Raw genomic sequence first — 16,115 nt, forward strand, 5'->3', positions numbered from 1 at the left:
CAAAAAATGACCTTTACAAAAACCACCGAACAATCCTCGAAATACAAACATTTAGAAAAAATGTCAGTTCAGGAATTATTATCTAATATCAATCAAGAAGACAAAACAGTACCTCTTGCCGTTGAAAAAGCATTGCCCCAAATAGAAGCCTTAGTTTCTGACATCGTTGCCAAAATGAAATTGGGCGGACGATTGTTCTATATCGGCGCAGGAACATCCGGACGTTTAGGAATCCTTGACGCCTCTGAATGCCCTCCTACTTATGGAGTTCCTGCTGAGTTAGTAAACGGAATAATTGCCGGAGGCGACAAAGCGATTCGCAAAGCGGTAGAAAATGCCGAAGACGATGCGCATCAAGCTTGGATTGATTTGCAAGAACACGACATTAACGAAAATGATGTTGTAGTGGGAATCGCTGCGTCTGGAACAACACCATATGTAATTGGTGGACTTCAAGCTTGTAATTCACGAAACATCGCAACTGGAGGTATTTCGTGCAATGCAGGAAGTCCTCTTTCGCAAACAGCAAAATTTCCTATTGAAGTAATAGTTGGACCAGAATTTGTAACCGGAAGTTCAAGAATGAAAGCCGGTACTGCACAAAAATTGGTCCTCAATATGATTTCAACTTCTGCAATGATTCAATTGGGAAAAGTGAAAGGCAATAAAATGGTCGATATGCAATTGAGCAATAGCAAATTGGTAGATCGAGGTGTGAAAATGATAATGGCAGAAATCCCAGTATCCTACGAGTTAGCATCTGAACTGCTAGAAAAATTCGGTAGCGTTCGAAAAGCAGTGAATAATTATAGTGGTCGGTAATCAGTGGTCAGTTTAAAGAATATTTAAAACCTTCAAAATGTCAACCAACAAAGAATTACTATCCAAGGGAATTAAGAAATTAGCTTGGGCTTTGCCGTTATTGTTTATCGGTCCATCACTGATTTACAATGCATTTATCAACAAACAAAATGTTTGGCATTATTTGGTTTTAGCAATCGGAATCACGATTTGTTTGAGTGCTGTTTATTTGGCTTTTGACGGACTAAGACTATTGATGCGAAGTGTTTTTAATGATTAATGGAAAACTTATTATATACTAACCATACGTTTGAAAAAGTCTCCTTTATTGACAAAAAAGTCAACAATAAGGAGTTTGAAGATTGCATTTTCAAGAACTGTGATTTCTCGAATAGTGATTTCTCAAACAATACTTTTATGGATTGCGAGTTTATCCATTGCAATCTATCGATGACTCTTTTGGGGAATACAAGTTTGAAAACGGTTCATTTTAAAAACTGTAAATTGCTTGGAATTCAATTTCATTTGTGTGCTGATTTCCTTTTTTGTGTAAGTTTTGACGATTGCACTTTGGATTATTCCTCTTTTGCCAATAAGAAAATACCAAAAACGAAATTCAATACCTGTTCGATGAAAGAAGTTACTTTTATTGGAACTAATCTCACGAATTCGGTTTTTGAGAGCTGCAATTTGGACAATGCTATTTTTAATGACACACAATTGGCTGGAGTAGATTTCAGAACCGCTTATAATTACAAAATTGATCCAGAATTTAATCCAATGAAGAAAGCCAAATTTTCAACTCAAGGAATTGTGGGACTTTTAGATAAATATGATATTAAAATCGAGTAAAGTTTAACCGCAAAGTTCACAAAATTGAATTTTTAACTAGAAGCAAAAAGATTTTTAAAAAACAAAATGAAATCGAAGATTCACGAAAACCAAATTTCAAATAAAATTATGAGTAAAAAAATTATTTTCCTACTCCCACTTTTGGCTTTAATGTCGTGTTATAATGTGGAACACAATTGCAAGGATTTTAAAACTGGCAAATTCAAGTTTGAATATGAAGTGGATGGAGTCAAAAAAACTACCGTTTTTGAACGCAAAGAAAGTATAGAAATTGAAACTTTCGAAGGAAAAACTGACACTTCAAGCATTCGATGGGTCAGTGATTGTGAATACATATTGCAAAAAATTCATCCTAAAAACATGGAAGAAAAAAAGGCAATTAGTATGAAAATTTTGAGCACCTCAAAAAAATCCTATACATTTGAATTCGGAATTGTGGGAAGTGACAAAAAACAACGCGGAACTGTGGAGAAGATTTCAGATTTCAGATAACAGGTGGGCAGGAAGTTGGGAGGCGGAAGTTGCATAAAAAAATTATAATTTATAAATTAAAACATGGAAGTATTTTTAAATCCTGATGCTTGGATAGCCTTATTAACCTTGACTTTTCTAGAAATAATTCTTGGGATTGACAATATAATTTTCATATCCATAGTGACAGGAAAATTGCCTGTAGAGAAACGAAAAAGAGCTACAAAAATTGGAATGTTTTTGGCCATGTTCATGAGAATAGCCCTTTTGTTTGGAATTAGTTTCTTGATTCAAATGAAAAAGCCATGGTTTTATGTTGATTTTAATTGGTTTTCGGCTGGAGTTACAGGACAAAGTCTAATTCTCCTATTGGGTGGATTATTTTTGATTTATAAAAGCACGAAGGAAATTCACGAAAAAGTGGATGAAAAAGGCGAAGAAGAAAAAGAAATCAAAAAGACGGCTTCCAAATCCTTTCAAGGAGTACTTCTGCAAATTATTATGATTGATTTGGTATTTTCGTTCGATAGTATTTTAACGGCAGTAGGAATGACAAACGGTGTTGAAGGAGCTTTATATATTATGATTACAGCTGTGATAATATCGGTTTTGATTATGATGCAATTTGCTGTTCCTGTCGGAGCTTTTGTCAACAAACACCCTTCTATTCAAATTCTAGGATTGTCTTTTTTAATCCTTATTGGGTTTATGCTTATAACAGAAAGTGCCCATTTATCGAATGCCTTAATCTTTGGCAGCCACGTAACCCCCGTGCAAAAAGGGTATTTGTATTTTGCCATTTCATTTTCACTTTTAGTTGAATTCTTGAATATGAAAGTCGATAAGAAAAAGAAATAAAACAATTGAATCAAAGCTCCTTTTGGAGCTTTTTTTATTCAAAGCAATTGTAAATTAGCACTATGAAAAATACAATCTCACACAGAGTAGCGGACTTTTTAAAAAACTTTCCCCCATTCAGTTTTTTAAATCAAAGAGATTTAGAAATTATTTCTGAACAAATATCTATTATCTACAAAGAAAAAGACAGTGTGGTTTTTGCAGTAAATGAAGATACTCATGATAGTTTTTATGTCGTTCACAAAGGCGCAGTAGCTCTCAAAGCAGACCAGCAAAGTGAAATATTAGACATGTGTGACGAAGGAGATATTTTTGGGTTGAGACCACTTATTGCCAATGAGAACTATAAAATGGAAGCCAGAGCCTACGAGGAAACCATTCTTTATGCAATTCCCATAAACATTTTCAAACCTTATGCTCTTGAAAATAAAGCCGTTGGAAATTTTTTGATTCAATGTTTTGCTTCCAATACATTAAACCCTTTTTCAAATAGCCATAGAGGAAAATTATACGGAGAAGAATCTATAGAGGCTGATACAAAACTTTTGGATTTGCAAGATGTAAAGTATTCAAAAAAAATTATTAGCTGTTCCCCATCAAATAGAGCAAAAGAAGTTGCTGAAATTATGATTGCTAAAAATGTTGGAGCTATTGTAGTGGTTGAAGATTATCTTCCAATTGGTATTATAACTGATAAAGATTTAAGAAACAAAATTGTTACAGGACAATTTCCAATTACAACTCCCGCATCGGAAATAATGACTTCACCTGTCATTACTTATCCAACAAAAATGACCATCACCCAAGCCCAAATAGCCATGATGAAAAGTGACATTAGTCATTTATGCTTAACCGTAGACGGAACCACAAATACTAAAGCTGTGGGAATGTTGACTAAGCACGATGTAATGGTCTCTATTGGAAATAATCCAGCAGTTTTGCTAAGTGCCATAAAAAGGGCTAAAAAGTTTAAAAAAATTAAATTAATCCGATCTAATATTACACATTTGTTACAGGGCTATTTGGATCAAAATATTCCAATGACCCTGATTTCGAAGATAATTTCAGAATTGAATGACGCCTGTACAAAGCAAGTAATTGCAATTGTGCTGAAAAAAATGGATACTCCTCCAGTAAAATTCTCTTGGTTGGCAATGGGAAGTCAAGGACGAAGCGAGCAATTATTGCAAACGGATCAAGACAATGCTATAGTTTACGAGGATGTTCCCGCAGAAAAGGAAGCAGATGCTAAAAAGTACTTTTTGGAAATGGCGAGCAAAATCAATAAAGGCCTTTTTGAAATTGGCTACGAATATTGCCCCGCCGAAATGATGGCTTCGAATCCAAATTGGTGTTTGAGTCTTAGCGAATGCAAAGATAAAGTGCATCATTGGATCACCAATACCGGAAAAAACGAAGTGCTATTATCGTTTATATTCTTTGATTACAGTTTGGTTTATGGAGAGAAAGAAATCGTCGATAGTTTATCCGATTATATCTTTGAAGACGTCAAAGCCAATCCTTCATTATATTTACATCTTGTAAGTGGCGCTTTGCAAAGCCAATCACCTACTGGATTCTTCAGGGAATTTTTGTTAGAACCTGATGGTGCTCACAAAGATTTTTTCAATATAAAAAATCGGGCATTAATGCCTCTTGCCGATGCTGCTAGAGTATTGATTCTCTCCCATTCGGTAAAATCGATTAGCAATACAGCTGAACGTTTTGAAAAATTAGCCGAACTAGAACCTCAAAATAGTGAGTTGTATTTAGCTTGCGCATATTCTTATAAGGCTTTATTGAAATTCAGAACCAAACAAGGGCTTTTACACAATGATTCTGGTCAATACATCGCTTTAGACCGACTGTCAAAAGCAGAAAAAATAAAGTTAAAAAGCACCTTTAAGACCATCAAGGAATTACAAGAAATCATTCGAGTACGATTTAATGCTTCAAACATATTATAATGACATTCTTTACCAAAATCAAAACTTTCATACAATCACTTTGGCGTTCTTCCGACAATTCATCAGACGAAGAAATACTGGGTGAGATTAATTCGTTACGTTTTGTGGTGCTAGACACTGAAACTACAGGTTTTGATTATGAAAAAGACAGAATACTTTGCATTGGAGCCATTGTACTTCAAGATTATAGGATTCCTCTAACAGAAAGCTTAGAAATTTTTATTCAACAGGAACACTACAATCAATCTACCGCTCAAATTCACGGCATTTTAAAAGCATCTGTACTTGATCGTCCAAATGAATTAGAAGCCTTACACCAATTTGTAGCGTATTTAGGCGATTCCATAATTGTAGCCCACCACGCCATTTTTGATGTTACTATGATTAATAGAGCCTTAGAAAGAAATGGAATGCCCATTTTAAAGAACAAAACTTTAGACACTGGAGTTCTTTATAAAAAAACATTATTGAATTCACCGCTGTTAGAAAGAAAAGACCATTATAGTCTTGATGACCTTGCTGATAAATTTGACATCTCCAAAAAAGACAGACATACTGCAATGGGAGATGCCTATATAACAGCTATTGCTTTTTTGAAAATATTGAATAAACTGAAAGACAAAAAAGGATTTAGCCTTCAACAATTATTAAAATATTGATGAAAACCAAATCCTTTTGTACTAGTTTTTATGCATTAAAATAATGTAATTTGTCCGTCTTCATTGAGCTGAACATCATCATCGGAATCATTTATTGGTCCAACTTCGGTGTCTCCTTCAACTTCTAATTCTTCGGGCACAACCTCTTCAGGTTCTTCAAATGGCAATGGTTCCAAAAGATTAACTTGTTTCAATTTATCCGAAGTCAATTGATTGCCTAAGGCTTTGAAACCTTTAACCGCTATAAAGTTTTCGATATCTACCAATTGATTTTCTTTTTGAACCCCTTTCACTTTTGTAAAAACCAATTCGGCCATTGGGCGATAATCAGTAGAAACAATTTCTAGTTGCGATTTTGGATGTTCAGTAATGAAAATTTCTTCTTTTCCTTCGTTTTCTACCAAGAAACGTTTGATATAATATTTTTCTTTTTCGCCATCGAAATAAATGGCTGAAATTGGTTTTTTAGGATGCCATTTTTCTAAAACCACCATATCTTCATCGAAATGTGTAGATAATTCTGGAATAATAACTTTGAGTTTCCCAGTTTGCGCAATCACAAGAATCTTGTCATTGGGTCTGAATTCGCCAAGCAATTCACCTCTTGCATCCACGTTTAATCTCTGAACCGTATCGTCAAACCAAATTTTTCTTGGTTTCAAAGTTGAAATACCTTTCTCCTTGATTTCGATCTTCTTAATTGGATATTTACTAACCAAATTCCCTTTCGAAGCCCGACCTTTTATGGCTATATTAGCGAAATCTACATCCCACTTTAATTTCTTGATGCTTCCTATTTGACGTAATAAAATGGTTATAACTTCGGCTTCACCATTTGGATTACACGTAAAATAAAGAATTTGTGATCCTTTATTTTCATTGGTCAAATCATACAATTTATCGCGAGTTACTCCCGAAACATTGAAACGCTTAATATACGCTGGACCAGATTTTCCGTCACGATAAATCATATTATAAATAGTTCTCTTATCGCTTTTGTCAAAAACCGCAACGTGTATGATGTCTTTTCCAACAAATTTTTTATCGTCGACTTTGCTAATCATCATATTTCCATCACGCAGAAATACAATTACATCATCAATATCAGAACAATCGGTAACATATTCGTCCTTCTTCAAACCTGTTCCTATGAAACCTTCTGCCCTATTTACAAAAAGTTTGGTGTTACGCAAAGCTACTTTTGTTGCTTCGATATTATCAAAACCACGCAATTCGGTTTGGCGTTCTCTTCCTTTTCCGTATTTCTCCTTTAATTTGGTAAAATAAGCAATCGCAAAATCGGTTAAATTCGCTAGATTAAATTCTACTTCTTTCATTTCGTCTTCCAACTTAGCGATAAAATCATCGGCCTTATCAGAATCAAAACGAGTAATACGAATCATCGGAATTTGAGTCAAACGCTGCAAATCGTCATCATTTATTTCTCTGACGAATGATTTTGCAAATGGCTCAAAACGGTCGTACATATAGGTGTAAAGCGACTCTCTGTCGGAATACAACTTGAAATCAATATACATTTCTTCCCGAATGAAGATTTTTTCTAAAGTAGAAAAATGCCATTTGTTTTTAAGTTCTTCTAATTGAATTTCCAGTTCTGCCTTGAGTAATTCAACGGTTCTCGCTGTAGAAATTTTCAACATATCTGAAACGCCTACAAACAACGGTTTGTTGTCTTGAATCACGCAACCCAATGGAGCTACTGATGTTTCACAAGCCGTAAAGGCAAACAAGGCGTCGATGGTTTTGTCTGGAGAAACTCCAGGATATAGATGAATTAATATCTCAACCTCAGCAGCTGTATTGTCTTCGATTTTCTTGATTTTGATTTTTCCTTTATCATTAGCTTTCAAAATACTATCAATCAAAGTCGTTGTACTGGTCGAAAACGGAATTTGGGTAATCACCAAAGTATTTTTGTCTAACTGAGCGATTTTGGCACGAACACGAACCCTTCCGCCACGCATTCCATCATTATAATTGGAAACATCGGCAATACCTGCAGTCATAAAATCGGGAAAAATCTGGAATGATTTCCCTTTTAATATTTTTATGGAAGCATCGATTAATTCATTAAAATTATGTGGCAAAACTTTTGTTGAAAGTCCAACAGCAATCCCTTCGGCTCCTTGTGCCAAAAGCAAAGGAAATTTTACAGGAAGATTGTTGGGTTCCGCACGACGTCCGTCATAAGAAACACCCCAATCGGTAATTTTTGGAGAATATAAAACTTCTAAGGCAAATTTCGACAAACGCGCTTCGATATAACGTGAAGCCGCAGCACCATCTCCAGTTAAGATATTCCCCCAGTTTCCTTGGCAATCTATCAACAATTCTTTTTGACCAATTTGCACCATCGCATCGCCAATACTTTGATCTCCGTGCGGATGGTATTGCATAGTGTGACCCACAACATTTGCTACTTTGTTGTAACGACCATCATCCAATTCCTTGAGCGAGTGCATAATTCTACGCTGAACGGGTTTGAAACCGTCCTCAATTGCGGGAACCGCACGCTCTAGAATTACATAGGAAGCATAGTCCAAAAACCAGTCTTTGTACATTCCTGTAACTTTGGTAATGGTATCTTCGCTATTTTCGTCGTTCTCGTAAAAATGATTTCCTCCCGAACTAATAATGTCTTCAAAACCTTCTTCGCTCGTTGACTCGTTTAACTCTTCGTTATTCTCGTCTTCGTTGGGAATGATGTTATCTTCTTCTTCGTCTTTCATTTATTTTGTTAATGATTTTTAATATTTAAAAAAATCAATCTTTTATATAACCTTTACTTTTTAAAAATGAATATTCTTTATCCTCATCACTTGGATCTTCAATAAAATATTTAATACCAAATTTTTTAAATAATTCATTCATATCAGAATAACAATACTTTTGAAATTTACTTAAATTTTCTGAACTTCTAGATCCTAAACAAGTAAAACAAAATTCAGTATAACCAATAATTTTATTCTTTTTATCTTTAAACAAAATCATATGCCGTGGGTCATAACAAGCCATAACGACCTCTTCTGGCATACAAGTATCACAAACAATTAAATCTAAAAGTTCTTTTTGTTCTACTTTATTTAGAGTGACTCTCTCTTTTATCATAGTACTATCAAAAGTCAGCTTATAATTATCAACTAATGGCTTTTGAAAAGGTTTTTGACCCTTAAATGATATTGTATCCCACATAACTCTATGTAGGATAAGAAATTAATTCAACTTTTGAAATCTCTTTCAATGGAAAAATTCTTTTTCTAATTGACTTACTAACTGATTTAGGAATTGGAATACCTAAATCAGTTTCAGCTTTATCTTTTTTTTCTATTTGTTCTTTTTTACAAGAAATTATAAAAAAAACAGCTAAAATTATTATCCAATATTTCATAACTATTCGGTTACTTCCTTATAAATTAATTTTATTAAATCTTCCTTACTTGGAAGAACTGTTTTGTATTTACTGGCAAAAATTTGCTCGTTGTTCTCTGGTAAAGTGTATTCTACAACTAAATCACTTTTGTTTTGGCAAAGTACAATTCCTATTGTTTTGTTCTCGTCTTCCAAACGCATTTTTCTGTCGTAATAATTGACATACATTTGCATTTGACCCAAATCTTGATGTTTTAATTCGCCTATTTTCAAGTCTATCAAAACAAAACTTTTTAAAACTCGATTGTAGAAAACCAAATCAATTCGGAAATGCTTATCATCGAAAGTAATTCTTTGTTGACGCGCTACAAACGTAAATCCGTGACCTAATTCTAATAGAAAATGTTCTAATTTACCAATGATTTCCGCCTCTAATTCAGTTTCTGAATATTGATGTAATTCTCGCAATCCAAGAAATTCCAGAATATAAGGATCTTTGATAATATCTTTTGGTTTTTCAATTATCTGCCCTTGCTCTGAAAGTTTCAAAACTCCTTCTTTATCTCTGCTTAAAGCCAATCGTGTATAAAGTGCCGAATCATATTGTCTTTTTAATTCCCGAACGCTCCAATTGTATTTTTCAGATTCTATTTCGTAAAAACGCCTTTCCTTTTCATCATCAATTCGCATTAAGAAAACATAATGTGTCCAAGTCAGCTTGAAAAACGAAATCAGTGATTTCGAAATTGATTCTTCAGAAAACGAAATCAGTGACTGCGTTTTTGTAGTTTGATTTTCTTCTAATTTTACACTTTCAGAATTCGTCATCAGTGATGACGAATTTGTAATTTCCAATATCCGCATCAGTGATGACGAAATTGAATACACTCTGTAAAACTTTCTAATTCGATCAAGGTTTTCAACTGAAAACCCTTTCCCAAACTCATTCGTTAACAGTTCTGAAAGTCCTTTTAGAATTTGTTTTCCGTATTCCGCTCGGTCTTTTCCACTTTGTTCTTCTTCAACTATCATTCTCCCAATTTCAAAATAGGTGCAAACCATTGTTGAGTTTACAGTGCGTAAAACCTGCTGTCGAGCATTTTGCAATAGCTCAACTACTTGCTGGAACAGCATTTTATTTTGAAGATCTTTTGACAAATTTTTTATTTTAAAACCATTTCTAACTCGCCTCTATAGTATCTAATTCCACCTTCAAATTGTTGATGATAAAATCTTGTCGGTCGGGTGTGTTTTTCCCCATATAGAAAGATAACAATTGCTCAACCGAAGTGTTTTTATCCATCATAATTGGATCTAGCCGAATGGTTTCGCCAATAAAATTCTTGAATTCGTCTGGCGATATTTCTCCCAATCCCTTGAATCGGGTGATTTCTGGTTTAGCTCCGCTCCGTTCGCCTGCGGCTCGGGTTGGTTTTAATTTTTCGATAGCATCTCTTCTTTCTTCATCAGAATAACAATAGATGGTTTCTTTCTTGTTTCGAACCCGGAAAAGCGGTGTTTGCAAAATATACAAATGCCCTTCTTTGATTAATTCTGGAAAAAATTGCAGGAAGAAGGTAATCAACAATAATCGAATGTGCATTCCGTCGACATCGGCATCGGTAGCGATTACAATATTGTTGTAGCGCAGGTTTTCCATATCGTCTTCGATATCCAAAGCGGCTTGCAAGAGATTGAATTCTTCGTTTTCATACACAATTTTCTTGCTCATTCCATACGAATTCAATGGCTTACCCCGAAGGCTAAACACTGCTTGTGTATTCACATCACGAGATTTTGTAATAGAGCCCGAAGCCGAATCTCCCTCGGTGATAAAAAGTGTGCTTTCTAGGTTTCTTGGATTTTTCGTATCGGTAAGATGGGCACGACAATCCCTTAATTTTTTATTGTGAAGATTGGCCTTTTTGGCTCTATCCTTAGCTAATTTTCGAATTCCTGAAAGTTCTTTTCGTTCTCTTTCTGCTTGTAAAATTTTACGTAAAAGTGCATCGGCAGTTTCAGGATTTTTGTGCAAATAATTATCTAGTTTATTTTTTACAAAATCATTTACAAAAGTTCGTACCGATTGCATTCCGGGTTCTGAACCCATATCTGTGGAACCTAATTTGGTCTTGGTTTGCGATTCGAAAACAGGCTCCATCACTTTGATACTTATCGCAGTAACAACCGACTTCCGCACATCAGAAGCTTCGAATGGCTTGTTGTAAAATTCTCGAATAGTTTTTACGAGAGCTTCACGATAAGCAGCCAAATGCGTACCTCCTTGAGTGGTATTCTGACCGTTTACAAAAGAGTGGTATTCTTCGGAATATTGGGTTTTACTATGTGTTAAAGCAATTTCAATATCATCGCCTTTTAAGTGAATGATTGGATACTCTAAATCTTCGACACTTATGGTTTCCTCTAATAAATCTTTCAATCCGTTTTCGGAAAAATATTTTTCACCGTTGAATAAAATGGTCAAACCATTGTTTAGGTAACAATAGTTTTTGAGCATTCGGATTACATATTCATAGCGGAATTTATAATTTTTGAAAATTGTTTCGTCTGGAATAAAGGTAACTTTGGTTCCTTTTCGCTTGGTAGTTTCAATAATTTCTTCGTCTAAAACTAAATTTCCTCCTGAGAATTCGGCTCCTTTCTGTTTTTCATCACGAACCGATTCCACACGAAAATAACTGGACAAAGCGTTCACGGCTTTTGTTCCAACTCCATTTAAACCTACAGATTTTTTGAAGGCAAGTGAATCGTATTTTCCACCTGTATTCATTTTAGAAACCACATCAATTACTTTACCGAGAGGAATTCCACGGCCGTAATCGCGAACCGAAACTGTTTTTTCCTTTATGCTGACTTCTATGGTTTTTCCAGCACCCATAACGAATTCATCGATACAGTTGTCCAGCACTTCCTTGAGCAAAATGTATATACCGTCATCGGAAGAAGAACCGTCACCCAATTTTCCGATGTACATTCCGGGACGCATTCTGATGTGTTCTTTCCAGTCGAGTGAGCGTATATTGTCTTCGTTGTATTGAGCTTGATCTGACATTTTAAATTTTATCGAATTTACTAAGTTCTATTCGGTCTATGCTTTGCGTATCGACCTCGGGTGTGCTAATATAGTGTATTTCGGAAGATTTTTAAAATGATATTTATCAAAGTTATTGACAAAGTAATGAGCAAAAAACAAAACAAATCATTGATAATGACAAAGAATTCCAGTATCGGTTACTGTCCACAAACTTGCCTTTTGATTTGTGATTTTTAAGGCATTATTCGACCACGTATTACAAGTGTAAAACAAAGTATAACTGCCTTTAGCTTCATAAAAAGCATCTCTGTTTCCATAACTATAATTAGAAATCCATTGGACACGTTTAGAAGAATCAAACGCAAAACTTTCGGAAATATAAGTTACTAATTTTTGATATTCTTTAGCAGAAATTTTGATCTTTTTACAATTCGCATTTTCATTCATATTTTTATAAAAAGTGGTGTGCATTGCCGACGAACTTAATCCAAAAGCGGCATTGAAAGCTGTACTCGCTTTCAAATCAGACCATTCGGGAGTATTAAGATAAAACCCTTTATCTCCCCAACCAAAAGCAAGATAATTGACCAAACTATCTTTTGATTTAGTTTGTTGAAAGAGAATTTCTTTTGACCAATCTTTGTACTTATTTTTTATTGGAACAACAATATCAGTATGAACTCCATTGGATAAAATGAAGATTTCAATTTCTTTATCTTTTTGAGAAACATTCGAGTTAACCGAAATTTTAGAAATTAAAAGTACAGAAACTACATATAAAACAAGGAAACTCATTATCCCTAAAACTGCTAAACCTAAAGTTTTTAGGCTCTTTTTTACTGACATCATACAAATACTTTTTGGTTCTAAGGATGAAAACAATTTTCAAGCCAAAAAGAATAGGTTTTTAAAATTTTTTAACAATTTCTTTCAACTGATTGTCCAATTCTATATTGGAAATCTTGCCTTTTTCAACATCAAAATTATCGTTAAAACTTGGTAAAGAAAAAGTGTTTTTAATAATCGCTCCATAACGTGGAAATGCATTTTTGGCAATTTCAAGAACCGACATTCCTCCTCTAGCGCCCGGCGAAGTCGCCAATAATAACATTGGTTTTTCCTGAAATACTTTCGCTCCAATTCTGGAACACCAATCGATAATATTTTTGAAAGCTGCAGAATAATTTCCGTTATGTTCAGCGAGAGAAACTACGAGAATATCGGCTGAAGCTATTTTATCTAAAAAGACTTTCGCCAATGGATGTTGACCGATTTCCGTTTCGATATCCACACTAAACAAGCGCATTTGAAAATCGTTTAAATCCAAAACTTCGACTTCGGCATTTTCGAAAAGACTGGCTGTATAAGTTGCTAACTTTTTGTTGATCGAGTTCTGGCTGTTGCTTCCTGCAAAGGCGATGATTTTCATAAAAAAATTTTTATAAATATAGTATAAAAAAGCAAAAACAAAAAGTACTCTTTTTAATAATATTTGGCAACTTTTCTATATTCTACATCTTCGCCCAAATGTTTCAAATTTAGAATTCGTTTGAATTCATTTCTACTAGGTTTTATAACAAATGATGATGAATCCAGCATCGTCGATTTGACTTTGGTCAATGAATCGATACGCTTTATATCTTGCTCAGTATACATATATTTGATTTTGAGGCTATTTTTTCCTAAACTGATTGATTTGACAGTCCAATATAATGAATCCTTGTAGTTAAGAACTAATTTTCCGTCAAATCGTTTGGCTTTCTGTGCCGCTGAAAAGATAAAAAAAGTATCAATTTGTTTACTTGATAATTCGATAGAATCTTTGAGTTGTCTATAATCAAATACTTCATTGTCATCTTTAGCAATGTACTTGCCCTTTGAAAAAACAAAGTCGTTCTTAAGGGAATCAATGTAGTTTTTATGACACTTGAACTTAAAAAAACTTTCGCGAAGGATAACATGGCCTTTAATATTCAAATAAACTGAATCGGAGTCTATAAACAACCCCTGAAATTTATTGGGAATATCTGCCAATTCGGCATCATTTATAGGTTGGGAACTTTCGAAATAAAAACTGAGTCCACTAGGTTCGGCCTTTTTGCAGGAAAACAAAAGCAGAATTCCAAGCACTAAAAAATATTTTTTCATTTTCTACATCTCTAAAATTCCTAGTAAAATTACGCATAAAAATCTTAAATACAATTGATTTCCCCTCTTGATTTTACCCCAGATTGAAATGAAAAGCATTTTGCTGTAACGCTCCTTTTTTCTTGACCAAAAAGAGCGACCAAAGGAAGCTCCTTTTTGGTCTTAGAAAAAATAGCGTTATGGAAAAATCTTGCAATGAAAAGCTGGATTAGGTGCACAAAAAAAACTGCCCAATTGCTTGAACAGTTTTGTCTATTTTCTTAATTCCTTATTCTATTTTCTTCTTACACATTAAATCTAAAGTGCATCACATCGCCATCTTTTACGATATATTCTTTTCCTTCGACCTTGAACTTTCCGGCTTCTTTGCATTTGGCTTCTGAACCATACTGCACAAAATCTTCGTACGAAATCACTTCGGCACGGATGAATCCTTTTTCGAAATCGGTGTGGATTACTCCAGCAGCTTGTGGTGCAGTAGCTCCAATATTGATGGTCCAAGCACGAACTTCTTTGACACCAGCCGTAAAATACGTTTGTTGCTTCAATAGTTTATAAGCTGCACGGATTAAAACTGCTGATCCAGGCTCAGTCAATCCCATATCTTCAAGGAAAACCTGGCGCTCTTCGTAGCTTTCTAACTCTGTGATATCAGCCTCAGCACCAACGGAAAGAACAATCACTTCTGCATCTTCATCTTTTACCAATTCGCGAACTTGATCTACATATTTATTTCCGTTTACAGCTGAATTTTCATCAACATTGCAAACGTACAAAACGGGTTTTGCTGTAATCAATTGGAAACCTTCCATCAAAACTTCTTCGTCATTAGTTTGAGGAACAACCGTTCTGGCTGATTTTGCTTGCAATAAGGTTTCTCTAATTCGGTCTAAAAGTGCTTTTTCGACTTGGGCATCTTTATTTCCAGTTTTGGCAGCACGATTCACTTTTTCGAGACGTTTTTCAACGTTTTCTAAATCTTTCAATTGCAATTCGATATCAATTGTTTCTTTGTCACGGATAGGATCTACATTTCCGTCAACGTGAACGATATTGTCATTATCAAAACAACGCAAAACGTGAATAATGGCGTTGCACTCTCTGATGTTTCCAAGGAATTGATTTCCCAATCCTTCGCCTTTACTGGCTCCTTTTACCAAACCTGCGATATCTACGATATCTACAGTTGCCATTTGAACGCGTTCCGGTTTTACTAATTCTTCTAACTTATTGATTCGGGGATCGGGTACGTTTACAACTCCTATATTGGGTTCGATGGTACAAAACGGAAAGTTGGCACTTTGCGCTTTGGCATTGGATAAACAATTGAATAATGTTGATTTTCCAACATTTGGTAATCCTACAATTCCTGCTTTCATTATACTGTATTTTATTAAAAGTGTGCAAATATAAGACTTAATAAATGCTTGATAAACAAAATTTAAGTATTAATTATTTTGAGATCATAATTCATAAAAAAAGCTGCACTAATTTGATTAGAACAGCCTTTGTTATTTTTGGAAAAAACATCTTATTCGTTATGCAAAAATGCTTGTCTGCTTAACAATGTTTCTTCGCTTTCTACGTGATTATCATCAGGAATACAACAATCTACTGGGCAAACCGCTGCACATTGTGGCTCTTTATGAAAACCTTTACATTCTGTACATTTTCCTGGTACAATGTAATAAATATCATCCGAAATAGGTGTTTGAGCCTCATCGGCATCTACTTCTTCTCCTGACGGTAAAACTACTTTTCCTTTGATTCTAGTTCCGTCTCTATATCTCCAATCGTCTGCTCCTTCGTAAATTGCAGTATTTGGACATTCCGGCTCACAGGCACCACAGTTGATGCACTCGTCTGTTATTATAATTGCCATATCTATTTTGTTTTTGGTTTATACGTTGAATT

At 34.6% G+C, this 16,115-nt stretch carries 17 protein-coding genes; 7 read left to right on the plus strand and 10 right to left on the minus strand.

What is annotated here, in order from left to right; translation table 11 throughout:
• Positions 1-6 precede the first annotated feature (6 nt).
• The 7 genes from murQ (at position 7) to ACIQ1E_RS02110 (ending at position 5,608) form a co-directional block, all read left to right on the plus strand.
• Positions 7-822, plus strand: coding sequence for an N-acetylmuramic acid 6-phosphate etherase (gene murQ / locus ACIQ1E_RS02080; protein WP_396168256.1), 816 nt, complete (start codon positions 7-9; stop codon positions 820-822).
• A 37-nt stretch (positions 823-859) separates the two neighbouring features.
• On the plus strand, positions 860-1,081 hold the full coding sequence (locus ACIQ1E_RS02085; RefSeq protein WP_396168258.1) for a DUF6095 family protein: 222 nt from the start codon (positions 860-862) through the stop codon (positions 1,079-1,081).
• Positions 1,081-1,653, plus strand: coding sequence for a pentapeptide repeat-containing protein (locus ACIQ1E_RS02090; RefSeq protein WP_396168260.1), 573 nt, complete (start codon positions 1,081-1,083; stop codon positions 1,651-1,653). Before ACIQ1E_RS02085 ends, ACIQ1E_RS02090 begins: the two co-directional genes overlap by 1 nt.
• Before the next feature lie 108 nt (positions 1,654-1,761).
• Entirely contained in the window at positions 1,762-2,145 is a 384-nt protein-coding gene (locus ACIQ1E_RS02095) for a DNA topoisomerase IV (protein ID WP_396168308.1), read from the plus strand.
• Positions 2,146-2,208: 63 nt separating this feature from the next.
• Entirely contained in the window at positions 2,209-2,982 is a 774-nt protein-coding gene (locus ACIQ1E_RS02100; RefSeq protein WP_396168262.1) for a TerC family protein, read from the plus strand.
• A gap of 62 nt (positions 2,983-3,044) precedes the next feature.
• Positions 3,045-4,949: a DUF294 nucleotidyltransferase-like domain-containing protein gene (locus ACIQ1E_RS02105; RefSeq protein ID WP_396168263.1), complete on the plus strand. Its 1,905-nt coding sequence runs from the start codon at positions 3,045-3,047 to the stop codon at positions 4,947-4,949.
• Positions 4,949-5,608, plus strand: a complete 660-nt coding sequence (locus ACIQ1E_RS02110; protein ID WP_396168265.1) for a PolC-type DNA polymerase III — start codon at positions 4,949-4,951, stop codon at positions 5,606-5,608. The genes ACIQ1E_RS02105 and ACIQ1E_RS02110 overlap by 1 nt, the downstream gene beginning before the upstream one ends.
• A gap of 35 nt (positions 5,609-5,643) precedes the next feature.
• Here ACIQ1E_RS02110 and ACIQ1E_RS02115 read toward each other — a convergent pair whose 3' ends face one another.
• The 10 genes from ACIQ1E_RS02115 to ACIQ1E_RS02160 form a co-directional block, all read right to left on the minus strand.
• Positions 5,644-8,358 carry a DNA gyrase/topoisomerase IV subunit A gene (locus ACIQ1E_RS02115; RefSeq protein WP_396168267.1) on the minus strand — a complete coding sequence of 905 codons (2,715 nt, stop codon included), beginning with the start codon at positions 8,356-8,358 and terminating at the stop codon, positions 5,644-5,646.
• A 34-nt stretch (positions 8,359-8,392) separates the two neighbouring features.
• Positions 8,393-8,821, minus strand: coding sequence for a hypothetical protein (locus tag ACIQ1E_RS02120; protein WP_396168269.1), 429 nt, complete (start codon positions 8,819-8,821; stop codon positions 8,393-8,395).
• 4 nt (positions 8,822-8,825) lie between these two features.
• Positions 8,826-9,017, minus strand: coding sequence for a hypothetical protein (locus ACIQ1E_RS02125; RefSeq protein ID WP_396168270.1), 192 nt, complete (start codon positions 9,015-9,017; stop codon positions 8,826-8,828).
• A gap of 2 nt (positions 9,018-9,019) precedes the next feature.
• Positions 9,020-10,156, minus strand: coding sequence for a YhcG family protein (locus ACIQ1E_RS02130; RefSeq protein ID WP_396168272.1), 1,137 nt, complete (start codon positions 10,154-10,156; stop codon positions 9,020-9,022).
• A 22-nt stretch (positions 10,157-10,178) separates the two neighbouring features.
• Entirely contained in the window at positions 10,179-12,071 is a 1,893-nt protein-coding gene (locus ACIQ1E_RS02135) for a DNA topoisomerase IV subunit B (RefSeq protein ID WP_396168274.1), read from the minus strand.
• A 147-nt stretch (positions 12,072-12,218) separates the two neighbouring features.
• Complete coding sequence (locus ACIQ1E_RS02140; RefSeq protein ID WP_396168310.1) at positions 12,219-12,899, minus strand: TIGR02117 family protein; 681 nt, start codon at positions 12,897-12,899, stop codon at positions 12,219-12,221.
• Positions 12,900-12,960: 61 nt separating this feature from the next.
• Complete coding sequence (locus ACIQ1E_RS02145) at positions 12,961-13,482, minus strand: NADPH-dependent FMN reductase (RefSeq protein WP_396168275.1); 522 nt, start codon at positions 13,480-13,482, stop codon at positions 12,961-12,963.
• A 53-nt stretch (positions 13,483-13,535) separates the two neighbouring features.
• Positions 13,536-14,201, minus strand: coding sequence for a hypothetical protein (locus ACIQ1E_RS02150; RefSeq protein ID WP_396168277.1), 666 nt, complete (start codon positions 14,199-14,201; stop codon positions 13,536-13,538).
• Positions 14,202-14,485: 284 nt separating this feature from the next.
• Positions 14,486-15,580, minus strand: coding sequence for a redox-regulated ATPase YchF (ychF, locus tag ACIQ1E_RS02155; protein ID WP_396168278.1), 1,095 nt, complete (start codon positions 15,578-15,580; stop codon positions 14,486-14,488).
• Between the two features lie 152 nt (positions 15,581-15,732).
• Complete coding sequence (locus tag ACIQ1E_RS02160) at positions 15,733-16,083, minus strand: 4Fe-4S dicluster domain-containing protein (RefSeq protein WP_396168280.1); 351 nt, start codon at positions 16,081-16,083, stop codon at positions 15,733-15,735.
• Positions 16,084-16,115: the final 32 nt, after the last annotated feature.

The sequence above is a fragment of the Flavobacterium sp. genome (genome assembly GCF_044348915.1).
Lineage (GTDB): Bacteria > Bacteroidota > Bacteroidia > Flavobacteriales > Flavobacteriaceae > Flavobacterium.